The sequence below is a fragment of the Cobetia sp. PDI-23MA genome (genome assembly GCF_059507735.1).
Genome location: NZ_CM183352.1, coordinates 3310795 through 3332297 on the forward strand (window position 1 = coordinate 3310795; position 21503 = coordinate 3332297).

At 63.4% G+C, this 21503-nt stretch carries 20 protein-coding genes and 1 tRNA gene; 19 read left to right on the forward strand and 2 right to left on the reverse strand.

Annotated elements, in window-relative coordinates:
• The first annotated feature begins 18 nt into the window (after nucleotides 1-18).
• The gene (locus AC5WNJ_RS14090; RefSeq protein ID WP_495929998.1) at nucleotides 19-858 is read left to right on the forward strand and encodes a tyrosine-type recombinase/integrase; all 840 of its coding nucleotides are present in this window, start codon (nucleotides 19-21) and stop codon (nucleotides 856-858) included.
• A gap of 53 nt (nucleotides 859-911) precedes the next feature.
• On the opposite strand, the gene AC5WNJ_RS14095 is transcribed toward AC5WNJ_RS14090, so the two are convergent.
• Nucleotides 912-997 (reverse strand) — tRNA-Leu (locus AC5WNJ_RS14095).
• 407 nt (nucleotides 998-1404) lie between these two features.
• On the opposite strand from AC5WNJ_RS14095, the gene queA reads away from it, so the two are divergent.
• The 5 genes from queA (at nucleotide 1405) to secF (ending at nucleotide 7040) form a co-directional block, all read left to right on the forward strand.
• A complete protein-coding gene (gene queA / locus AC5WNJ_RS14100) occupies nucleotides 1405-2436 on the forward strand; it encodes a tRNA preQ1(34) S-adenosylmethionine ribosyltransferase-isomerase QueA (RefSeq protein ID WP_495931057.1) in 1032 nt (343 codons plus the stop codon).
• Between the two features lie 180 nt (nucleotides 2437-2616).
• Nucleotides 2617-3735, forward strand: a complete 1119-nt coding sequence (gene tgt, locus AC5WNJ_RS14105) for a tRNA guanosine(34) transglycosylase Tgt (protein ID WP_054556871.1) — start codon at nucleotides 2617-2619, stop codon at nucleotides 3733-3735.
• Nucleotides 3736-3865: 130 nt separating this feature from the next.
• Nucleotides 3866-4201, forward strand: a complete 336-nt coding sequence (gene yajC, locus AC5WNJ_RS14110; protein ID WP_153636512.1) for a preprotein translocase subunit YajC — start codon at nucleotides 3866-3868, stop codon at nucleotides 4199-4201.
• Between the two features lie 70 nt (nucleotides 4202-4271).
• The gene (secD, locus tag AC5WNJ_RS14115) at nucleotides 4272-6122 is read left to right on the forward strand and encodes a protein translocase subunit SecD (RefSeq protein ID WP_495930001.1); all 1851 of its coding nucleotides are present in this window, start codon (nucleotides 4272-4274) and stop codon (nucleotides 6120-6122) included.
• 12 nt (nucleotides 6123-6134) lie between these two features.
• Nucleotides 6135-7040, forward strand: a complete 906-nt coding sequence (gene secF / locus AC5WNJ_RS14120) for a protein translocase subunit SecF (protein ID WP_176677896.1) — start codon at nucleotides 6135-6137, stop codon at nucleotides 7038-7040.
• 138 nt (nucleotides 7041-7178) lie between these two features.
• Here secF and AC5WNJ_RS14125 read toward each other — a convergent pair whose 3' ends face one another.
• Nucleotides 7179-7973 carry an inositol monophosphatase family protein gene (locus AC5WNJ_RS14125; RefSeq protein WP_495930003.1) on the reverse strand — a complete coding sequence of 265 codons (795 nt, stop codon included), beginning with the start codon at nucleotides 7971-7973 and terminating at the stop codon, nucleotides 7179-7181.
• 438 nt (nucleotides 7974-8411) lie between these two features.
• On the opposite strand from AC5WNJ_RS14125, the gene AC5WNJ_RS14130 reads away from it, so the two are divergent.
• The 13 genes from AC5WNJ_RS14130 (at nucleotide 8412) to bamB (ending at nucleotide 21341) form a co-directional block, all read left to right on the forward strand.
• Nucleotides 8412-9209 (forward strand): RNA methyltransferase, encoded by a 798-nt coding sequence (locus AC5WNJ_RS14130; RefSeq protein WP_495930004.1) that lies wholly within the window; start codon nucleotides 8412-8414, stop codon nucleotides 9207-9209.
• Between the two features lie 9 nt (nucleotides 9210-9218).
• Complete coding sequence (cysE, locus tag AC5WNJ_RS14135) at nucleotides 9219-10178, forward strand: serine O-acetyltransferase (RefSeq protein WP_495930005.1); 960 nt, start codon at nucleotides 9219-9221, stop codon at nucleotides 10176-10178.
• 142 nt (nucleotides 10179-10320) lie between these two features.
• Complete coding sequence (gene iscR, locus AC5WNJ_RS14140) at nucleotides 10321-10794, forward strand: Fe-S cluster assembly transcriptional regulator IscR (RefSeq protein WP_175089144.1); 474 nt, start codon at nucleotides 10321-10323, stop codon at nucleotides 10792-10794.
• 30 nt (nucleotides 10795-10824) lie between these two features.
• A complete protein-coding gene (locus AC5WNJ_RS14145) occupies nucleotides 10825-11973 on the forward strand; it encodes an aminotransferase class V-fold PLP-dependent enzyme (protein WP_495930006.1) in 1149 nt (382 codons plus the stop codon).
• Nucleotides 11974-11988: 15 nt separating this feature from the next.
• Nucleotides 11989-12315 (forward strand): HesB/IscA family protein, encoded by a 327-nt coding sequence (locus AC5WNJ_RS14150; protein WP_176677901.1) that lies wholly within the window; start codon nucleotides 11989-11991, stop codon nucleotides 12313-12315.
• A gap of 278 nt (nucleotides 12316-12593) precedes the next feature.
• Nucleotides 12594-13019 (forward strand): nucleoside-diphosphate kinase, encoded by a 426-nt coding sequence (gene ndk / locus AC5WNJ_RS14155; protein WP_043333812.1) that lies wholly within the window; start codon nucleotides 12594-12596, stop codon nucleotides 13017-13019.
• A 353-nt stretch (nucleotides 13020-13372) separates the two neighbouring features.
• Nucleotides 13373-14530 (forward strand): dual-specificity RNA methyltransferase RlmN, encoded by a 1158-nt coding sequence (rlmN, locus tag AC5WNJ_RS14160; protein ID WP_495930007.1) that lies wholly within the window; start codon nucleotides 13373-13375, stop codon nucleotides 14528-14530.
• Nucleotides 14531-14656: 126 nt separating this feature from the next.
• Nucleotides 14657-15550 (forward strand): type IV pilus biogenesis/stability protein PilW, encoded by an 894-nt coding sequence (gene pilW, locus AC5WNJ_RS14165; RefSeq protein ID WP_495930009.1) that lies wholly within the window; start codon nucleotides 14657-14659, stop codon nucleotides 15548-15550.
• 329 nt (nucleotides 15551-15879) lie between these two features.
• The gene (locus AC5WNJ_RS14170) at nucleotides 15880-16917 is read left to right on the forward strand and encodes a RodZ domain-containing protein (RefSeq protein ID WP_176677904.1); all 1038 of its coding nucleotides are present in this window, start codon (nucleotides 15880-15882) and stop codon (nucleotides 16915-16917) included.
• A gap of 11 nt (nucleotides 16918-16928) precedes the next feature.
• Nucleotides 16929-18044, forward strand: coding sequence for a flavodoxin-dependent (E)-4-hydroxy-3-methylbut-2-enyl-diphosphate synthase (ispG, locus tag AC5WNJ_RS14175; protein ID WP_043333809.1), 1116 nt, complete (start codon nucleotides 16929-16931; stop codon nucleotides 18042-18044).
• Nucleotides 18045-18156: 112 nt separating this feature from the next.
• The gene (gene hisS / locus AC5WNJ_RS14180) at nucleotides 18157-19440 is read left to right on the forward strand and encodes a histidine--tRNA ligase (protein WP_253064548.1); all 1284 of its coding nucleotides are present in this window, start codon (nucleotides 18157-18159) and stop codon (nucleotides 19438-19440) included.
• Nucleotides 19441-19527: 87 nt separating this feature from the next.
• On the forward strand, nucleotides 19528-20184 hold the full coding sequence (locus AC5WNJ_RS14185) for a YfgM family protein (RefSeq protein ID WP_495930011.1): 657 nt from the start codon (nucleotides 19528-19530) through the stop codon (nucleotides 20182-20184).
• Nucleotides 20181-21341 (forward strand): outer membrane protein assembly factor BamB, encoded by a 1161-nt coding sequence (bamB, locus tag AC5WNJ_RS14190; protein ID WP_253064550.1) that lies wholly within the window; start codon nucleotides 20181-20183, stop codon nucleotides 21339-21341. The genes AC5WNJ_RS14185 and bamB overlap by 4 nt, the downstream gene beginning before the upstream one ends.
• Nucleotides 21342-21503: the final 162 nt, after the last annotated feature.

Genomic DNA, 21503 nt, shown 5'->3' on the forward strand with positions numbered 1-21503 from the left:
GCGTTTCAAGGCCAGCGGATGGGCCGCGAACGGCGGCGCACGTTTCTCGAAGGCGTAAAGCGGTGGGTCGATGAGTACGACGTCGCCAGCCAGGCAAAGGCCATCCGGCCGGTGGCAGCCTACATGGGCGAGGACGTGCTGATCGGGCAAGAGACAGTGGACAAGGCCAGAGAAATGGCCAGCCACTTGAGAAAGGCAGGACGCGCTCAGAGCACGATCAACAACCACCTGCAGGTGGTGAAGCGAGTGCTCAATCTGGCGTATATCGAGTGGGGTTGGATCAACCAGCCGCTGGGCGACAAGATCCGGAAGAAGACGCCCAAGAACGAACGGCATATCTATCTGAACGCGGCAGAGCTGACGCTACTGATGGAAGCGATACCGGATGCACGCGCTGTGGATAAGAAGGTGATCGCCCTGGCAGCCTTGACGGGACTGCGCCAGGGCGAACTGCTCGCACTTGAGCCTTCGAACATCCACGGTGGTCGCATCCTGCTGCGACCAGATCAAACCAAGTCCGGCAAGGCCCGGGTGGTGCCTGTACCAGAAGATGCTCGGCCATGGTTGCATGACCTGCCCTTCGATACCACCTACGCCCGATTGAGGAAGACGTGGGAAGACGCTCGCAAAGCGATGGGCAGGCCGGACCTGCGCTTTCATGATCTGCGCCATAGCTATGCAAGCATGCTGGCTCAGGCTGGCGAGAGCATGACCACGGTGCGCGACCTGCTGGGGCATTCCAGCCTGATCGTCACAAGTCGTTATTCTCACATGTTCGAGCAGGGCATTGATGAGATCGGAGCGCGGCTGCCGCGGTTGAATGCGACCGGCTGCGACCAAACTGCGACCAAGCACTAAAAGGAGGGAGCTAGAAACGCAAACAGCCGCTCGTAAGCGACTGTTTTCAAAGGTGGTGCCGGTGGTCGGACTCGAACCGACACGCCTATTAAGCGGCGGATTTTGAATCCGCTGCGTCTACCAATTCCGCCACACCGGCAACGGAGCGAAATTATACGGGACATTGCGCCAAGGTCAACGAGTTTTGGCGTCAGATCAGACACATGGAGCGCTTCTTCACACCCCACGCCGCAGTGGGCTGAGACATGTCGCCCGCAAACGGGTCTTCGCGTGGACGATGGCATTGGGTATCATGAGCGACCTTTTTCGTCTGCCCAGAGAACCAAGGCCTCGAGAGTGTCGCACCTGACTGCCCCACCCGCAGAAAGGGGGTCATGCGCTCGCGACGAGTGCGCCAGTGTCTCAGGGCGGCATCTCCCCATTGTGCATGTACGCATGCCACGGAGCGCACCACGCGCCTCGTGCTATCAGAGTGTCAGGTTGGCCATGTCACGTATCGATTCCGGTGATGCCTCGGGCGTTGCCACACCTTCCGACGCGCGCCCGATGCAGCGCAGCGATTACGATTTCAGCCTGCCGGATGAGCTGATTGCCCGCTACCCGTCAGAGCAACGCAGCGATTGCCGCCTGCTGCATCTGGATGGCAAGAGCGGCGAGATCGTGCACCGCCGCTTCCCGGATCTGCTCGAGCAGCTGGAACCCGGCGATGTCGTGGTGTTCAACGACACCCGCGTGATCCCCGCGCGCCTGCATGGTCAGAAAGCCTCCGGCGGCAAGATCGAGATGCTGCTGGAGCGCCCGCTGGACGCCCATCGTGGCCTGGCGCACATCCGCTCCAGCAAGTCGCCCAAGCCGGGTACCGAGCTGATCTTCGAAGGTGGTATCACGGCCGTGGTCGAAGGCCGTCAGGAGGCACTGTTCGAGCTGCGCTTCCATGGCGAGACGCCGATGATCGAGCTGCTCAACCAGCACGGCCACATGCCGCTGCCGCCTTATATCACTCGGGATGACGAGCTGTCGGATCGCGAGCGCTATCAGACGGTCTATGCCAAGCGCGATGGCGCCGTGGCCGCCCCGACGGCGGGCCTGCACTTCGATGAGCCGATCATGGCCGCCATGGCCGAGAAAGGCATCGAGACCGCCTTCGTTACCCTGCATGTGGGCGCCGGCACCTTCCAGCCGGTGCGCGTCGACAGCATTCTCGAGCACCACATGCACAGCGAATGGATCGAGGTCGGTCAGGAAGCCTGCGACAAGATCGCCCGTGCCCGCGCCGCCGGTCGCCGCGTGGTCGCCGTCGGCACCACCAGCGTGCGCTGCCTCGAGAGCTCCGCCAAGGCCCACGCTGGTGAGCTGGCCCCCTACTCCGGCGACACCGACATCTTCATCTACCCGGGCTACGAGTGGCAGGTGGTGGATCTGTTGATCACCAACTTCCATCTGCCGGAATCGACCTTGCTGATGCTGGTTTCGGCCTTCGCCGGCTACGAGCACACCATGGCGGCTTATCAGGCGGCGGTGGAAGAGCGCTACCAGTTCTTCAGCTATGGCGATGCCATGCTGCTGGAACGCGCCTGAACCCCCCTCTTCCGACATGGTCCCGGCATTCGCCGAGGGCCGTGTCATGCGCAGTTAACGCGCCCCGCGCTATGCTGCGGCATAGCGACTTAGTGGCTTGATGACATAGTGGCATCGACACACCAGCTGCGGCCTGTTTCGCCGCCAAGCAAAGAGAGCACCATGCGTAAAGAATGCTTCATGAGCTTTGAAAAGCTCGCGACCGATGGCCGTGCACGTCGTGGCCGCATGACCTTCCCGCGCGGCACCGTGGAAACCCCGGCCTTCATGCCGGTGGGCACCTACGGCACCGTCAAGGGCATGACGCCGGAGTCCATCAAGGACATCGGCGCCGAGATCATCCTCGGCAACACCTTCCACCTGTGGCTGCGCCCGGGCACGGAAGTCATCGAGGCGCATGGCGATCTGCATGACTTCGCGCAGTGGGACAAGCCGATCCTGACCGATTCCGGCGGCTTCCAGGTCTTCTCGCTGGGCAAGACGCGCAAGATCACCGAACAGGGCGTTCACTTCCGCTCACCGGTCGATGGCTCCAAGGTCTTCATGGGCCCGGAGGAATCGATGGCGGTGCAGCGCTCGCTGGGCTCCGATATCGTGATGATCTTCGATGAGTGCACGCCGTATCCGGCCACCCATGATGAAGCGCGCAAGTCGATGGAGATGTCCCTGCGCTGGGCACAGCGCTCCTACGATGCGCATGGCGACTCGCCGTCGGCGCTGTTCGGCATCATCCAGGGCGGCATGTATCCGGACCTGCGCGAGAAGTCCCTCGAGGGCCTCAAGAAGATCGACTTCGACGGCTACGCCATCGGCGGCCTGTCCGTGGGCGAGCCCAAGGACGAGATGATCAAGGTTCTCGACTACCTCCCCGAGTGGATGCCGGAGGACAAGCCGCGCTATCTGATGGGCGTCGGCAAGCCGGAAGACCTGGTCGAGGGCGTGCGGCGTGGCGTCGACATGTTCGATTGCGTGATGCCGACCCGCAACGCGCGCAACGGCCACCTGTTCACGCCGACGGGCACCGTCAAGATCCGCAACGCCGTCCACAAGCGCGACACCTCACCGCTGGACCCGGACTGCGATTGCTACACCTGCACCAATTTCTCGCGCGGTTATCTGCACCACCTTGATCGCTGTGGAGAAATGCTCGGCTCGATGCTCAACACCATCCACAATCTGCGCTACTACCAGACCGTGATGGCTGGTTTGCGCGGTGCAATTGAAGCGGGTACATTGCAGGACTTCGTGGAACAGTTCTATGCCGCGCGCGGCCTGCCGGTGCCGCCGCTGGCCGACTGATCGAGGCGAATGACGACCGGGGGCCAAATCCTCCGGTCGTCTTGATATTCGACTCGAGCCAGACGTGAAGAAGAGCCTGAATCACGCTCATTGCATAACAACAGTTCACTCGTAACCTCTGGAGATACACATGCTGGAATTCCTGATTCCTGCCGCACACGCGGAAGCCGAAGCGGCTGTCGCCGGCGGCGGCGCCATCGGCCAGATCGTCATGCTGGTCGGCTTCGTGGTCATTTTCTATTTCCTGCTCTGGCGTCCGCAGTCCAAGCGCGCCAAGGAACACAAGAACCTGATCAGCAATCTGGCCAAGGGTGACGAAGTCGTCATCGGTGGTGGCCTGGTTGGCCGCATTACCAAGGTCAGCGAGCAGTTCATCACCATGGAGCTGAACGAAGGCAACGAAGTCAACGTGCAGAAGTCTGCCGTGGCTGCAGTCCTGCCGAAGGGCACCATCAAGTCCATCTGATCCCTCCTGCTGCCGGCCCCTGTGCCGGCAGCATGCTTTTCTCTCCCGCTCCACCAAGGACAGGGCTGCCATGCTCAACCGCTATCCGCTTTGGAAGTACCTGGTGATCTGCCTGGTACTTGCCCTCGGCGTGATCTACGCATTGCCGAATCTCTACCCCGAAGACCCGGCCGTGCAGATCAGTGCCGCCAGCGGCGCCGAGACCATCGACCAGCAAGACCTCGATCGCGCCACCAGTGCCCTCGAAAACGCCGGCATCACGCCCAAGTCCGGGGAACTCAACGGTTCCACCGGCCTGATTCGCCTTACCAGCAACGACCAGCAGCTGCGCGCCAAGGAACTGATCAGCGAGGCACTCGGCGATGACGCCATCGTCGCGCTGAACCTGGCCGATGCCACGCCGTCGTGGCTGGCCAGCCTCGGTGCCTCACCGATGAAGCTGGGCCTTGACCTGCGTGGCGGTGTCCACTTCCAGCTGGAAGTCGACATGGACGCCGCGGTCAAGCAGCGCCTGGAAGTCAACGCCAGCGCCATCAAGGAAACCCTGCGCGAGGAGCGTATCCGCTACCGCGGCAGCGAAGTCGACGACGGTACCCTGAGCCTGACGTTCTCCGATGAGGAAGACCGTTCGAAGGCGCGCTCACTGATCTCGCGCGACTTCCAGAACTTTGAATACGACGAGCGCGATGTCGAGCGTGGGGCCGTACTGGACCTCACCCTGACCGCCGCCGCCGTCAAGGAGATTCAGGATTACGCGGTCAATCAGAACCTGACCACGATCCGCAATCGCGTCAACGAGCTGGGCGTGTCCGAGCCGCTGGTTCAGCGCCAGGGCCCGAACCGCATCGTGGTCGAGCTGCCGGGCGTGCAGGACACGGCCGCCGCCAAGCGCGTACTGGGTGCCACCGCCAACCTCGAATTCCGTCTCGAAGCGGCCAGCGACACGCCGGCCAGCGAGATGGAGAGCTTCGCGTTCCGCAACCAGCCGAGCCGCACCGCCGACATCATGAAGGACGTGATCATCAGCGGTGACAGCGTCTCCAGCGCCAGCACCAGCTTCGATGAAAGCGGCCGTCCGCAGGTCAACATCAACCTGGACGGCACCGGTGGCTCGATCATGAACCGCGTCACGCGTGCCGCGATCGGCCGCAACATGGCGGTACTGTTCATCGAGCACAAGACCCGCACGCGCACCGTGATGGAAGACGGCGAGAAGGTCGAGAAGCGCATTCCGTACACCGAGAAGGGGCTGATCAGTCTGGCAACCATCCAGAGTGCGCTGGGCAACAGCTTCCGCATCACTGGCCTCGACTCGCCGACGGAAGCAAAGGAGCTGTCGCTGCTGCTGCGCTCCGGTTCATTAGCCGCGCCGATCTACTTCGTGCAGGAACGCACCATCGGCCCGAGCCTGGGCGCCGAGAACATCTCGCGCGGCATCCTGTCCGTCGAGCTGGGCCTGCTGCTGGTCGTGCTGTTCATGCTGGCGCGCTACAAGGCCTTCGGTGTCGTCGCCAACGTGGCCTTGACCGCCAACCTGGCGATCCTGATTGCCGCGATGTCGATGCTGGGCGCCACCCTGACCCTGCCGGGTATCGCCGGTATCGTGCTGACGCTGGGCATGGCGGTGGATGCCAACGTGCTGATCTTCGAGCGTATCCGCGAGGAAATGCGTTCCAAAATGCCGCTGCATCAAGCGGTGCATACCGGCTTCGAGCGCGCCTTCACCTCCATCGTCGATGCCAACATCACCACCCTGCTGGTCGCGGTGATCCTGTTCTCCATCGGCAGTGGCCCGGTCAAGGGCTTCGCGGTCACGCTGTCCATCGGCATCCTGACGTCGATGTTCACGGCGATCATGGTCTCGCGCGGCATCATCAATCTTGCCATTGGCGGCAAGACACTCAAGAAACTCTGGATCTGAGGGGCCATCGTGATGCGACAGTTTGACTTCATGAGCAAGCGGCGCGCGGCCTTCATCGTCTCCATCGTGCTGACGATCGTGGCCATTGGCGCCCTTGTGATTCATGGCCTGAACCTGGGCCTCGACTTTACCGGCGGCACCCTGGTGGAAGTGAAATACCAGGCGGCACCGGCGCTGGAGAGCGTGCGCCAGACACTGGAAGCCGCCGGCTACAAGGATGTCTCGGTACAGACCTTCGGTGCCAGCAACGAGATTCTGGTGCGTCTGCAGCAGAGCTTCGAAGCCGGCATCGGCAATGACATCGTGTCACACCTGCAGGCCACCGGTGACAGCGTCAACCTGATCCGCGCCGAGTTCGTCGGCGCCCAGGTCGGTGATCAGCTGCGCGATCAGTCCGGTCTCGGCATGCTGCTCGCCCTGGCCGTGGTGATGGTCTATGTGGCCTTCCGCTTCCAGTACAAGTTCGCCCTCGGCGCACTCATCTCGCTGGGTCACGACGTCATCATCCTGCTGGGCATCTTCGCCCTATTCGGACTCGACTTCGACCTGACGGTACTGGCCGCGGTGCTGGCCGTGATCGGCTACTCATTGAACGACACCATTATCGTCTACGACCGCATTCGCGAGAACATCCGCAAATCGCGTATCGATGACATGCCGTCGATCTTCAATGACGCCATCAACGCGACGCTGTCACGCACGCTGTCTACCTCCGGCACCACCTTGCTGGTGTTGCTGGCGCTGTTCTTCCTCGGCGGTGACATGATCCACAACTTCGCCATCGCACTGATCATCGGTGTGGTCGCGGGGACCTTCTCGTCCATCTACGTGGCAGCGGCGCTGTTGCTGGTGGTCGGCCTGAAGCGTGTGGATCTGATCCCCCCGCCCAAGGAGCAGTTCGAGGACGGCGCACCGTAAGCGTCTCGCTCCTCCATCAGAGACAGACCGCCAGGCACGGATCGCCAGGCACAAAAAAACCCCACCTCGCATGAGGTGGGGTTTTTTCGTTCTCCAGACGGCCCCGAGGGCTGTCAGGTCACGTCGTCTTGCAGGGGCTTACAGGTGCGGCTGCATGGTCTGCGCCAGCGCCTTGTACAGACGCGCGCCAGCAGCCATCAGGGTGCCTTCGGCAACCACGACCGGCGTGCCGTCGGCACTGCCTGCCAGTGCGCCACATTCCTTCAGGAACAGGCTGGCGATCTCGCTGTCACCGGCATCCAGACCCAGCACATAGACGGCATCGACGCGACCGGAGGCCAGCTCGAGCACGTCCAGCAGCGCACAACCGCTGGTGCGCAGCATCTCGACCTGCGGGCCGACCTGCTGAACGATGGAGAGGTAGGTCGGCAGGTGACGCGGACGCTGCCAGCTTTCCGGCAGGCCCATCGCCAGACGCGCACCTTCGATGGCGGTGGCGTTGGTCACGCGGATACGGTGACCGGAGTGCTGGGCACCACGACCGCGGCTGACGATATACTCTTCGTCAGTGAACGGTGCGATGACCACGGCGTGCTCGGCACGGCCCTTGAACAGGCAGACCACGGACAGCGCGAAGCCGGAGGCCGCGGATGCCAGGTTGGAGTAACCGTGCACCGGCTCGATGCGCCAGTGGTAGTCAGAGCCCTGCCCTTCACCATCGCGATGGTCGGTATAACGGCCGGAGAGACCGTGCTGCGGATAACCGCGCTCCAGCTGACGCACGATGTGCGCTTCGGCGCGACGTGCAGTGTCTGCAATGAAGGTGTCGAGATCGTTGTCGCCACGGGCGACTTCGATACGTTCACGAGCACGGACGAACTGCTCTGCGGCACCGCGTGCAGCACGCAGCGCAAATTGGACCATCGGATGCATGATCAAGGCCTTGACGAGTCGGGAGCTGTTAAAGAACGGGTGCCACGGCGCGTGAGACATTAACGCGGCGCAACACGGATCGAGCAAAACTGGGTGCAATCAGATCAGGCGGTCATGTAGCCCGTACAGGAATCCTGATACGGCGCGGGGCACGCTGCATAAATGTATGCAGGCTGCCAGCCGCCACAGCACGCGGCGCCAACGAGGGCGAACACATGTTGCGACATGACGGGACGGCGTAGTCTATCAGAGCTCGGCTCAAGCTGCCATCGCGACACGCGACCTTCGCCGTAGAGAGACGGCGGGATCACGCCGCAGCTGACTGCTCCCTGCGCTGGCTTCATGCTAGGATATCGGGCTCTGGCGCACGTCTCGCCCAGCCCGGTGGCCGGGCCGCGTCGATTGCCCTGCCCTTCAATCGCTATCCTGGAAGTCCTCATGCTTGAACGTCTGCGCATTGTCCTGATTGGCACCAGCCACCCCGGCAACATTGGTGGTGCAGCCCGCGCCATGCTCAATATGGGCCTGGCCGATCTCGCACTGGTCGCGCCGCGATGTCAGGTGCAATGCCAGGAATCCGCCTCACGCGCCTCGGGAGCCGATGCACTCGTCGCCAGCGCCTCGGTGCACGAAACGTTGGCAGAGGCCGTGGCGGATTGCAGCCTGGTGGTCGGCTGCAGCGCACGCTCCCGCAACCTGCCGTGGCCGATGATCACGCCGCGCGCCTTCGCTGCCACCCTGGCCGATGAAGCCCGCCTGCCGGATGCCCGCGTGGCCATCGTCTTCGGCCGCGAGGATTCCGGGCTCTCCAATGAAGAGCTGCAACGCTGTCACCGTCACGTGCACATTCCGACCAACCCGGATTTCAGCTCGCTGAATCTGGCCGCGGCGGTGCAGGTGCTGGCCTATGAGTGCCGCCAGGCGTGGCTGGCCGACCAGGAAGCCGCCGGCGAGACGCCGCGTGCCGAGGATGACCAGCCGTTCGGTATCGACTGGGACAGCCCGCTGGCCAGCCATGCCGACCTCGAGCGCCTGTTCGAGCATCTCGAGAAGACACTGATCAGCGTCGACTTCCTCGATCCGGAACAGCCGCGCCAGCTGATGGCACGCCTGCGTCGCCTCTACCTGCGCGCGCGTCCGGACAGCATGGAAATCAACATTCTGCGCGGCATTCTTTCCGCTGTGGACAAGCAGGTTCGCCTGGCACAAGCCGACACGGCCAACCGCACTTCCTGAGGACACGCCATGTTCACTCGACTGCGTGAAGACATCGATAGCGTGTTTGCCCGTGATCCGGCGGCGCGCAACTTCTTTGAAGTCCTGACCAACTATCCGGGCCTGCATGCGCTGGTGGCCCATCGCATCAATCACTGGCTATGGCGCCACAACGCCAAATGGCTGGCGCGCACCGGCTCGACCCTGATGCGCTGGCTGACCGGCATCGAGATCCACCCGGGTGCCACCATCGGTCGTCGCTTCTTCATCGACCACGGCATGGGCGTCGTGATCGGCGAGACCGCCCTGATCGGTGATGACGTGACCCTCTATCACGGCGTCACTCTCGGTGGCACCACCTGGAACGCCGGCAAGCGCCACCCGACCCTCGGCGATGGCGTCATCGTCGGTGCCGGTGCCAAGATTCTCGGCCCGTTCACCGTCGGTGCCGGCGCCAAGGTCGGCTCCAATGCCGTGGTCACGCGTGAAGTGCCTGCCGGCGCCACCGTCGTCGGCATTCCCGGCAAGATCGTCAAGCGTGCCGAGCCGGATATGGCGGAGGAGCCGTCGGTCGACCCGGAAAGCCGCGAGGCCATGAAGGAGAAGTTCGGCTTCGATGCCTACGGCATGGGCCAGGACATGCCCGATCCGGTCGCGCGCTCCATGCACGCGATGCTCGATCACATGCATGCCGTGGACAAGCGCATCGAACAGATGTGCGGCACGCTGCGCAAGCTGGATGCCAGCTATCGCGCCGGGCGCCTGCCCGAGCTCGATAACGCCGACTTCGCCCAGCTGATCGATGAGCTGGGGCCCTGCGGCGGCGAGACGACCGTCGCTGACGTGGCCGCAGCCCAGGGCAGCACCTCGCCCAAGGCTCGGACAGCCTCCAGTTCCGAGCAGACCTCGACCCAACGGTCATCGGCTGAGCACTCGCCGACCGAGCAGGCAAGCGATACGCAGGAACCTGCCGAACGTCAGCATGGCTAAAGTTGACCAATTCAGTCGGGATTGACCCCGCCAGACCACCCCACCATAATGGAGCGCATTGAGACGCCGCCTCGCCAGAGGCGGCGACTATGCTAGGCCTCGTCCTCAACGTCGCAGGCTCCATCTGCTCACGGACTCTGTCATGCGCCTGACCACCAAGGGACGCTACGCCGTCACCGCGATGCTCGATCTGGCCCTGCATGCCAGTTGCGGCCCGACCTGTCTGGCCGATATTTCCGAACGCCAGGGCATCTCGCTGTCGTATCTGGAGCAACTGTTTGCGCGTCTGCGGCGTGCAGGTCTGGTCAAGAGCGTGCGTGGCCCCGGTGGCGGTTATCTGCTGGACACCGAACTCGAGACCACCTCGGTGGCGTGCATCATCGACGCCGTCAACGAGTCAGTCGATGCCACACGCTGTCAGGGAATGTCGGACTGTCAGGCCGGTGACACCTGCCTGACGCACCATCTGTGGTGTGATCTGTCCGACGAGATCCACGGCTTTCTCGACGGCATCAGCCTGGCCGACCTGGTCGCGCGCGAAGAGATTCGCCAGATCGCCAGTCGTCAGCGCAAGGCGTGCGAGCCGACGCCGATCACCGTCATGCAGGGCAGCTGAACCCGTTCGTCATGTCTTCAGGAAGTCACCATGTCCCAGCCGATCTACCTTGACTATGCCGCCACCACGCCCGTCGACCCGCGCGTTGCCGAGCTGATGATGCGTCACCTGACGCAGGACGGCACCTTCGCCAATCCGGCCTCGCGCAGTCACATGCCGGGCTGGCTGGCCGAGCAGGCCGTCGAGGGCGCACGTCGTCAGGTCGCCGAACTGATCGGTGCCGACCCGCGCGAGATCGTCTGGACCAGCGGTGCCACCGAAGCCGACAACCTGGCGCTGACCGGCTACATGCGTGCCAATGCCGCGCGTGGCCGCCATCTGATCACCTCGACCATCGAGCACAAGGCAATTCTGGATACCGCCAGTGCGCTGGAAGCGGAAGGCTTCGAGGTCACGCGCATCGCGCCGCAGCCTGACGGCCGCATCAGCCCGGACAGCCTGCGCGACGCCCTGCGCAGCGACACCCTCCTGGTATCGCTGATGGCGGTGAACAACGAGCTGGGCAGCCTGAATGACCTGGATGCGCTGGGCGACATCGCCCATTCGCATGGCGCGGCCTTCCATGTCGATGCCGCCCAGGCGCCCGGCAAGGTGCAGATCGATGTCAGCCGTCAGCCTATCGACATGCTGTCGCTGTCCGCCCACAAGGCCTACGGCCCCAAAGGCATCGGCGCGCTGTACGTGCGTCGCCAGCCGCAGATCAAGGTCGATGCCCTGATCCACGGCGGTGGTCATGAGCGCGGCATGCGTTCCGGCACCCTGCCGACCCATCAGATCGTCGGCATGGGCGAGGCCTACCGCCTGAGCGGCGAGCAGTTCGACGCCGATCACCAGCACCTCATCGCGCTGCGTGATCAGTTCGTCGCCGGGCTTGCCGGCCTTGAAGGCGTGCACTTCAATACCGATATAGAGGTCAGTGCGCCCAACATCGTCAATCTCGCCTTCGAAGGCGTGGATGGCGAGGCGATGCTGATGGCGCTGCGCGGCATCGCGATTTCCACCGGTTCGGCCTGCAATTCCGCCAGTGTCGAACCGTCGTTCGTCCTCACCGGCATCGGGGTGCCCCGTCCACTGGCGCTGGCGTCATTGCGTTTCAGCTTCGGACGATTCACCACCGCCACCGACATTGAATCCGCGCTCGGCGAACTCAGGCATGCCCTGACCTCGCTGCGCGCCTGACCCGGGAGACTGCTCATGGCACACCTGTCGATTTCCCCCTCCGCCGCCGACCAGATCCGCGTCGTGCTGGCCGAGCGCGGCCACGGCCTTGGCCTGCGTGTCTCGGTCAAGCCAAGCGGCTGCTCCGGTTACAGCTACGTGCTCGACTTCGCCGACGAGGCCAACGAGGAAGACGCCGTCTTCGTCGATCACGGCGCCACCGTCTATGTCGACAGCGAAGCCCTCACCGTGCTCGACGGCTCCGAAGTGGATTACGTCAAGGACGGCCTAAACCGCTACTTCCGCTTCAACAACCCTAACGTCAAGGACGAGTGTGGCTGTGGCGAGAGCTTCAGCGTGTAGACCAGGCTTCAGCGTGTAGACCAGGCTTCAGCTTGTAAATAGAGCTTCAGCGTCCAAGCCAGGCTCAACGTCCGAGCCGACCCTCAGCGCCTCGCCAGCCCATGCCGACGAGGCGCTTGCCATCTGCGCGTCATGCGACTCAGGCATGATGGATGCAGCCGGTGGCACTTGCCGCTATAATGCCGCCCACTTTTGTCGCGCGCATGCCGACAGAGCCCGTTTTCCGCCGTGCGGCATCTGCCGTGCGGCTCTTCAAAGCTTGTCTCAGGAGATTCACCATGACTCAGCGCACTCTGTCCATCATCAAGCCGGATGCCGTTGCCAAGAACGTGATCGGCGAAATCTACTCTCGTTTCGAGAAGGCCGGTCTGCAGATCGTCGCTTCCAAAATGGTTCACCTGTCCAAGGAACAGGCCGAAGGCTTCTACGCTGAGCACAGCGAGCGCGGCTTCTTCGGCGAGCTGGTCGGCTTCATGACTTCCGGCCCGGTCATGATCCAGGTGCTGGAAGGCGAAGACGCCATCACCAAGAACCGCGACCTGATGGGCGCTACCAACCCGAAGGAAGCAGAAGCCGGCACCATCCGTGCAGACTTCGCCACTTCCATCGACGCCAACGCCGTTCACGGTTCTGACGCGCCGGAATCTGCTGCTCGCGAAATCGCCTACTTCTTCGGCGACAACGAAATCTGCCCGCGCGGTTGATTTCGCCTTGTACGACTGAGAAGCCCGGCCCTTCGGGGCACGCGTCTCCCAGCCGTGCATGACACGACGGCCCTGCCTGCGAGGCGGGGCCGTCGTGGTATCGGACGTGCTGAAGCGTCGCGCGACAGCATGCACCCCTGAAGCAGATTCGACGCTTGAGCAGGTCCGATACGCTTTTCTGAAAGCCGCTGCAGCGCCCTCTCCCCACGCCATGTGACGCCCACGCGCACTGCGCTGATGATGAGAGCCTCTTGAGGTCTGCGAAGCATCGCCACCTCCGCTGACAGCGTCGCCCTGCAGACGTCTATCCTTTGTGTGACGCCTGCCCATCCCTGACACGACCGGCCCATACCATGACTGATACCACTGCAACTGCCACCGATGCCGCGGCCCCTGCCGCCGTCAAGCTCACCAACCTGCTGGGCCTGCCGCGCCCGGCGATGGAAGCCTTCTTCGAGAGCATCGGCGAGAAGAAATTCCGCGCCACCCAGGTGATGAAATGGATTCACCAGGAAGGCGTCGACAGCTTCGACGAGATGACCAACCTTGCCAAGCCGCTGCGCGAGCGCCTCAAGCAGGTCGCCGAGGTCCGTGCGCCGGGCATCGTCTATGAAGGCGAGTCCAAGGACGGCACCCGCAAGTGGGTGCTGGAAGTCAGCGATGGCAGCTACGTCGAGACCGTACTGATCCCCTCCGAGAACGGCAACCGTCGCACCCTGTGCGTGTCTTCCCAGGTAGGCTGCTCGCTGGACTGCAGCTTCTGCTCCACCGGCAAGCAGGGCTTCGAGCGTGACCTGACCGCCGCCGAGATCATCGGCCAGGTGTGGGTCGCCACCCGTGGCGCCGAAGACCGCAAGGACACCCGCAAGCGTCCGGTCACCAACGTGGTGATGATGGGCATGGGCGAGCCGCTGATGAACTACGACAATGTCGTGCCGGCGATGAAGCTGATGCTGGACGACAACGCCTATGGCCTGTCCAAGCGTCGCGTCACCCTCTCCACCTCTGGTGTGGTGCCCAAGCTGGACCAGCTCGGCGATGAGATGGACGTCAGTCTGGCGATCTCGCTGCACGCGGCCAACGATGAACTGCGCAACGTGCTGGTGCCGATCAACCGCAAGTGGAACATCCGCGCGCTGCTCGACTCTTGCCATCGCTACCTGGCCAAGTGTGACGACGCACGTATCGTCACCATCGAGTACACCCTGATCAAGGACGTCAACGACCAGATCCAGCACGCCGAGGAACTGGCCGCGCTGCTCGACGAGCTGCCGTGCAAGATCAACCTGATCCCGTTCAACCCGTTCCCGCATTCCGGTTACGAGAAGCCGTCACGTAATCAGGTGATGCGTTTCCAGCAGCGTCTCTATGAGCTGGGCTACACCGCACCGGTGCGCGCGACACGCGGCGACGACATCGACGCCGCCTGTGGCCAGCTGGTCGGTCAGGTCAAGGACCGCACCCGTCGTGCCGAGCGTTACATCAACGCCATCCAGCTCGACGCCGACTGAGCGGCTGCCAGGTCTGACCTGACGCTATCGCCATGCGCCGCCCTGCCACCTTGACTTGTGGCAGGTGCGGCGCTTTGATGGGGGGCGCTTTTGTTGCCTGCCGCGACCCTCGCCCGCAGGCACATCATGAGCCTTCATTCACGCGAGGATTGCATGCCGAGTCGTCTGCCCCGTCATCGCACCAATGCGCATGGCCCTGTCGCCCAGGGCCCCTGCCAGCATGATTCCCACATCCGCACCGCTGCTCGCGGCATCACTCGCCGCACCCGAGCCCTGCTGCTGTGCCTCGGATTTGCCGGCCTGACCCTCGCAGGCTGCGCGACACGCGTGGAAACCAACGACCCCTACGCCCCGCCGGATGACAACAAGGCCTCGAATGCCTACGTGGAACTCGGAGAGGCCTATCTGGGTCGTAATCAGCTGCAGCGCGCTGACAATGCCTTCCAGAAGGCACTCAAGCTGCAGAGCAGCAATGCCGAGGCCAAGGCCGGGCTGGCGATGATCTATCAGCGCCAGGGTGAGAACGTGCTCGCCGATGACTATTTCAATCAGGCCATTTCCAGCGATCCGTCCTTTACCCGTGCGCGCAACAACTATGCGGCCTTTCTCTACTCTCGCGGTGAATACGTCGCGGCCTGTCGGCAGCTCGAGATCGCGGCAGAAGACCTGACCTACGACAATCGTGGTCAGCTCTATACCAATCTGGGCCGCTGTCAGATGCAGCTGGGCAAGACCAGCGAGGCCGCGAAGAGTTTCGAGCGCGCCGTCAAGATCAACCCGCGTGAGTCAGAGGCCTGGTTGGCGGTGGCACGCATGTCACATGACGCCGGCGACAATGACGCCGCCCAGTCGGCCCTGAGCCGCTACTTCCGCCTGGCAGGCACCGACAGCGACAGTCTTGCCCTGGCCGTCGATGTGGCTACAGCTCGCGGCGACAGCCGTCTGGCAGACCTCTACAGCCGTCAGCTGGAGCAGGTCATGACACGGGAATCCGGTCGCGCGGTGATTCGCACTCCCTGAGCAAGGCGCAACGACGCCGCTGATGGGGCCACCTCTTGGGCGGGGGCGCTGCAAGCAGGGCCGAGAAGACCGAATTGCCGGTGAAAATCTCGGCGCGGGCTTGGTATAGTGCCGACGCGGACGAACGTGTGTTCGTACGCGTCGATTGGCGTGGGAGTCATCGCTTTTCACGCTGCTCGCTCGCACGATGATCAACGAGTCGTGCAGTACCCGGCCAATCGCGCGACAGCATCAGTCAGCATGCTCCAGTATCAGGAGCAGTTCCCGCAGTACCGGAAGAGCGCCCGGATGTGCGTTCGGTAGACAGTTTTTCCTTACAAGGATGCGCCATGAGCGAACATCAACCCGCCCCTGATCAGCACGCCAGTGATGCACTGCCTGGCACGCGCCTCAAGCTGGAGCGCGAACATCAGGGGTTGTCGCGTGATGAGGTGGCGACACAGCTCAACCTGCGCCCCAGCCTGGTCGATGACCTGGAACGCGACCACTACGACCAGATTCCCATTGCCGCGTACCGTCGCGGCTATCTGCGTGCCTATGCCCGCCTGCTGGGCATGGACGAGAAAGCGATCGTCGGGCAGTACAATGCCCAGTTCGGCACCACCGAAGCCGAGCGCTACACTCCCAGCTCCACACCGTCGGTGCGCCCGCCGGGCAAGATGGGCAAGTACCTGTTCCGCCTCGTCAGCCTGCTGGTCATCGCCGGCCTGATCGGCCTCAGCTACGTGTGGTGGCAGAGCGGCGACTATGGCCGCACCTCGCCGGCCGAAACCTCCGCCCTCGAAGGCGGCAACGATGCGGACAGCGCCGAACCGGTCGTGAACGCCGATGGCTCCATCGAGCTTTCGCTCTCGCAGTCCTCTGCCAGTGAAGCGGCGCCGTCCTCCACTGCTACCGCCACCGGTGATGCGTCTGCCGTCGAGGCAGCCACCTCGTCCGAGGCGACAGCGCAGAGTGCTGACGCGCTCGACACGAACGCTGGCGCGCCGGGCGCTGCAGAGGCTGGTACGTCAGCGTCTGACGCTGCCACGGATAGTGCCGCTACCACTGACGTGAGCACAGTCGCCGATGCCAGTGCCGACACCCCGCAAGAGAGCGCAGCAGAAGAAGCTACGCCGGCGGCAGACCCGCGCAAGCTTGAATTGACGTTCAACATCAATTCCTGGACCGACATCCGTGATGTCGATGGCAAGCGCCTGCTGCGCGGCAACAACGAGGCCGGCACCAGCACGACGCTGGAAGGCAAGCCGCCCTTCACGCTGACCATCGGCAATGCCTCTGGCGTCGAATTGCGTTACATGAATGAAGCGGTCGACCTCACGCGCGTCACGCGCGGCAGTGTTGCCAAACTTACCCTCGGTGAATGATCCGGAATCCCATGCATAGTCACTCCCCCATCAAGCGCCGCGTCTCGCGCAAGATTCATGTCGGCAATGTGGCCGTCGGCGGCGATGCACCGATTTCCGTGCAGAGCATGACCAACACCGACACCAACGATGTCGCCGCCACCGTCGCGCAGATCAAGCGCCTCGAGGATGCCGGTGCCGATATCGTGCGTGTCAGCGTGCCGGACATGGATGCCGCCGAAGCCTTCGGTCGCATCAAGCAGCAGAGCAACATCCCGCTGGTGGCCGATATCCACTTCGACTACAAGATCGCCCTGCGTGTGGCCGAACTTGGCGTCGACTGCCTGCGCATCAACCCGGGCAACATCGGTCGTGAAGACCGCGTGCGTGCCGTGGTCAGCGCCGCCCGCGACAACGGCATCCCGATCCGCATCGGCGTCAACGCAGGCTCGCTGGAAAAGGACCTGCAGAAGAAATACGGCGAACCGACGCCGGCGGCGCTGGTCGAATCTGCCATGCGTCACATCGACCATCTGGATCGCCTCGACTTCCAGGACTTCAAGGTCAGCGTCAAGGCCAGCGACGTGTTCATGGCCGTCGCCGCCTATCGTGACCTGGCGGCGCGCATCGAACAGCCGCTGCACCTGGGCATCACCGAAGCCGGCGGCCTGCGCTCGGGCACCGTCAAGTCTTCCATCGGCCTGGGCATGCTGCTGATGGATGGCATCGGTGACACCATCCGCGTGTCGCTGGCCGCGGACCCGGTCGAGGAGATCAAGGTCGGCTTCGACATGCTCAAGAGCCTCAAGTTGCGCGCCAAGGGCATCAACTTCATTGCCTGTCCCAGCTGCTCGCGTCAGAATTTCGACGTCATCAAGACCATGAACGAACTGGAGACACGTCTTGAAGACGTGATGACGCCGCTGAACGTCTCGGTCATCGGCTGTGTCGTCAATGGCCCCGGCGAAGCCAAGGAGACCGATGTCGGCCTGACCGGCGGCAGCCCCGCCAACCTGGTCTACCTGGACGGCAAGCCGGCCAGCAAGTTGACCAATGACACCCTGGTTGACGATCTTGAGCGACTCATCCGTGACAAGGTCGCGGAAAAAGAGGCCCGTGAGGCCGACACCATCATTCGCCAGAGCTGAGCTTGTCTCGGCTGGCTTGCGCGTCGTGAGTGACGCGCCTTCGTCTCCCCACCCGCCTGCATGACCTCATGCGAGCGCCGTGGGGAGACGCGCAAGGATTCAGGAGAGAACGTTGAGTACCAAGATCCAGGCCATTCGTGGCATGAACGACCTGCTGCCGGACCAGTCACCGGTATGGCAATACTTCGAGCACCAGGTGGAAGCGCTGATGGGCCAGTACGGCTATCGCGAGATCCGCACCCCCATCGTCGAGCAGACCGCACTGTTCAAGCGCTCCATCGGCGAAGTCACCGACATCGTCGAGAAGGAGATGTACACCTTCGACGACCGTAACGGCGACAGCCTGACCCTGCGTCCGGAAGGCACCGCCAGCTGCGTGCGCATGGCGATGGAGAATGGCCTGGTCCACAACCAGATCCAGCGCCTGTGGTACACCGGGCCGATGTTCCGCCACGAGCGCCCGCAGAAGGGCCGTTATCGTCAGTTCCATCAGGTGGGCGTCGAAGCCTACGGTATGGAAGGCCCGGACATCGATGCCGAGATGATCCTGCTCTCCGCGCGTCTATGGCGTCAGCTTGGCCTTCTTGAGCACGTCACCCTCGAGCTCAACTCGCTGGGTAGCCTTGAGGCGCGTGCCGCCTATCGTGACCTGCTGGTCGAATACTTCGAACAGCACCTGGATGTCCTCGACGAAGACTCCAAGCGTCGTCTGCACAGCAACCCGCTGCGCATCCTCGATACCAAGAACCCGGACATGGCCGCCGTCGTCGACGCCGCGCCGCGCCTGGGGGATCACCTGGATGAAGAATCCCGCGTGCACTTCGAGGGCCTCAAGGCACGACTCGACGCCGCTGGCATCGAATACGTCATCAACCCGCGCCTGGTGCGTGGCCTCGATTACTACTCGCGCAGTGTGTTCGAATGGACCACCACCGCACTGGGCAGCCAGGGCACCGTGTGTGCCGGCGGCCGCTACGACAGCCTGTTCGAACAGCTGGGCGGCAAACCGGTACCGGCGGTCGGCTTCGCGATGGGCGTCGAGCGCCTCATCCTGTTGCTCGAGACGCTGGAACTGGTACCGCAGGACGTCCGCGAAACCGTCGATGTCTACCTGATGTCGATGGGCGAGCAGGCCGAAGGCGAGGCCATGCGTCTGGCAGAAGAGCTGCGCACCGCCCTGCCCAACCTGCGCCTGGTTCTGCATTGCGGTGGCGGCAGCTTCAAGAGCCAGATGAAGAAGGCCGACAAGAGCGGTGCACGCATCGCGCTGATTCTCGGTGAGAATGAAGTCATCGAAGGCACGGTGGCGCTCAAGTTCCTGCGCGAGGAACGCGACCAGGAAACGCTGAACCAGCGTGCGCTGGGCGAACGTCTCGACAGCGTCTTCGGCGCCTGAGACTGCCAATGAATATCGGGCGGAGAGCCAGCTCTCCGCCTCTCGAATGCAAGTGCCGGCATACCGGCCAGGTCAAGGAGACCGCCCGTGGCGGAAGAGCTCAGAAGCGAAGAAGAACAGCTTGAAGCCATCAAGCGTTGGTGGAGCGAGAACGGCAAGTCACTGATTGCCGGTGTCGTACTGGCCGGCGCCGGTGTCTTTGCCTTCAAGGCCTGGCAGAGCTACGAAGCCAGCCAGTCCGAAGCGGCCTCCGTGCGTTACCAGCAACTGATCAGCCTCGTCAGCCAGCCCAAGCTGGAAGACGCCGGCGTCAAGCAGGCGCGTACGCTGATCGGCGAACTGGAAAGCGAGCACGGCGACAGCCTCTACACCCAGATGGCGCATCTGCTGGATGCCAGCATGTCGGTCAAGGCCAACGATCTCGATGCAGCCGCCACGGCGCTGCAGAGCGTGATCGACAACAGCGATGACAGCTATCTGCAGGGGCTGGCCAGCCTGCGTCTGGCGCGAATCAACGTCGAGCGCGGCGACAACGACGCGGCACTCGCCCTGCTCAAGAACCCGCCGGCGCCGCTGGCAGCGCAGGCGGCGGCGGTGCGTGGCGATGCCCTGGCCGCACAGGACAAGCGTGACGAGGCCATCGCCGCCTATCAGCAGGCCAGCACCCTGTCGCAGGAAAGTGGTCAGCCGGTCTACGGTCTCGACCTGAAACTCGCCGATCTGGCTGCGGAGTCTTCTTCATGAGCGTCACTCGTCGTCTGAGCGTACCGGCCTCGCTACTGGCCGTGAGTCTGCTGGCCGGTTGTGCCAGCAGTGCCCAACCGGAATATGCGCCCAAGGAGTTGGTCGATTTCGATCGCCAGGTCGCGCTGGATTCCGTCTGGAGCGAATCGGTCGGCAATGGCCTTGGCCGTGCCCACTATCCGCTGTCCCCGATCTTCGCCAACGACAAGCTGTTCGTCGGTGCCGAAGGCGGTGAACTGGAAGCCCTCGCTGCCGACAGTGGCGACGACATCTGGCAGACACGGTTGCCAGCTGGCATCACCAGCGCACTGAATGCCGATGCCTCCCGCCTCTACGTCGGTACGCGCGATGGCAAGGTCAGCGCCGTCAGTCAGGAAGATGGCAGCATCGAATGGAGCACGCGTGTCTCCAGTGAGGTGCTGGCCGCGCCGCAGTACAACGCCGAGCTGGTCGTGGTGCAGAGCGTCGATGGTACCGTGACCGCGCTTGATCGCTTCACCGGCGAAGAGCAGTGGGCCTACTCGGCCACGATTCCGGCCCTGACACTGCGGGGCACCGGCGCGCCGCGCGTCATCCAGCCGGTCACCTTCGCTGGCTTCGCCAACGGCAAGCTGGTCACGCTCGACAACCGCTCAGGTCAGGAACTGTGGGACCTGCGCGTCGCCGTGCCGTCCGGGCGTACCGAGGTGGATCAGCTGGTCGATCTCGATGGCCAGCCGGTGCTGACCCAGGATGGTCGCCTGTTCGTCACCAGCTACAACGGTCGCCTGATCGCACTGGACGCTCGCAACGGCGAGCCGCTGTGGGACAAGCCGTCCTCCAGCTATCTGACGCCCATCGTGGTCGGCGATTACCTGTTCAGTATCGACAACGCCAGCCATGTGCTGGCGATGGATGCCAACACCGGTAACGTGCTGTGGAAGTCCGAAGACCTGGAAGGTCGCTGGCTGACCTCTCCGGCCTTCGTCGATGGCAAGCTAGTGGTCGGTGACTACGAAGGCTATGTGCACCTGATCGACGCCCAGAGCGGGGAGATGGCCGGCCGCTATGACGTGGGGGGCGATGGCATCAGCATCACCCCGCTGACCGAAGGCAAGCGCATCTATGTCTACACCAACGATGGCGAGCTGACGGCGCTGGACCTCGAAGCCCCGTAAGCCATTGATCGAGCGCGCATGTCAGCCTGCCCCGCAAGCTGACATGCGCCTAGTTCAGCCCTCGTCACGACAACGGCAGCCTCCTGGCTGCCGTTGTCGTAATGCGCCATTGGTAGCAACTCCCTGTCAATGCTAGAATGCTGCCCCCGCTGATCCCGTGAG

Coding starts and splice junctions, on each gene's coding strand:
- AC5WNJ_RS14090 (WP_495929998.1), top strand. CDS start 19: ATGGGCCGCGAACGGCGGCGCACGTTTCTCGAAGGCGTAAAGCGGTGG.
- queA (WP_495931057.1), top strand. CDS start 1,405: ATGCAGCGCAGCGATTACGATTTCAGCCTGCCGGATGAGCTGATTGCC.
- tgt (WP_054556871.1), top strand. CDS start 2,617: ATGAGCTTTGAAAAGCTCGCGACCGATGGCCGTGCACGTCGTGGCCGC.
- yajC (WP_153636512.1), top strand. CDS start 3,866: ATGCTGGAATTCCTGATTCCTGCCGCACACGCGGAAGCCGAAGCGGCT.
- secD (WP_495930001.1), top strand. CDS start 4,272: ATGCTCAACCGCTATCCGCTTTGGAAGTACCTGGTGATCTGCCTGGTA.
- secF (WP_176677896.1), top strand. CDS start 6,135: ATGCGACAGTTTGACTTCATGAGCAAGCGGCGCGCGGCCTTCATCGTC.
- AC5WNJ_RS14125 (WP_495930003.1), bottom strand. CDS start 7,973: ATGCATCCGATGGTCCAATTTGCGCTGCGTGCTGCACGCGGTGCCGCA.
- AC5WNJ_RS14130 (WP_495930004.1), top strand. CDS start 8,412: ATGCTTGAACGTCTGCGCATTGTCCTGATTGGCACCAGCCACCCCGGC.
- cysE (WP_495930005.1), top strand. CDS start 9,219: ATGTTCACTCGACTGCGTGAAGACATCGATAGCGTGTTTGCCCGTGAT.
- iscR (WP_175089144.1), top strand. CDS start 10,321: ATGCGCCTGACCACCAAGGGACGCTACGCCGTCACCGCGATGCTCGAT.
- AC5WNJ_RS14145 (WP_495930006.1), top strand. CDS start 10,825: ATGTCCCAGCCGATCTACCTTGACTATGCCGCCACCACGCCCGTCGAC.
- AC5WNJ_RS14150 (WP_176677901.1), top strand. CDS start 11,989: ATGGCACACCTGTCGATTTCCCCCTCCGCCGCCGACCAGATCCGCGTC.
- ndk (WP_043333812.1), top strand. CDS start 12,594: ATGACTCAGCGCACTCTGTCCATCATCAAGCCGGATGCCGTTGCCAAG.
- rlmN (WP_495930007.1), top strand. CDS start 13,373: ATGACTGATACCACTGCAACTGCCACCGATGCCGCGGCCCCTGCCGCC.
- pilW (WP_495930009.1), top strand. CDS start 14,657: ATGAGCCTTCATTCACGCGAGGATTGCATGCCGAGTCGTCTGCCCCGT.
- AC5WNJ_RS14170 (WP_176677904.1), top strand. CDS start 15,880: ATGAGCGAACATCAACCCGCCCCTGATCAGCACGCCAGTGATGCACTG.
- ispG (WP_043333809.1), top strand. CDS start 16,929: ATGCATAGTCACTCCCCCATCAAGCGCCGCGTCTCGCGCAAGATTCAT.
- bamB (WP_253064550.1), top strand. CDS start 20,181: ATGAGCGTCACTCGTCGTCTGAGCGTACCGGCCTCGCTACTGGCCGTG.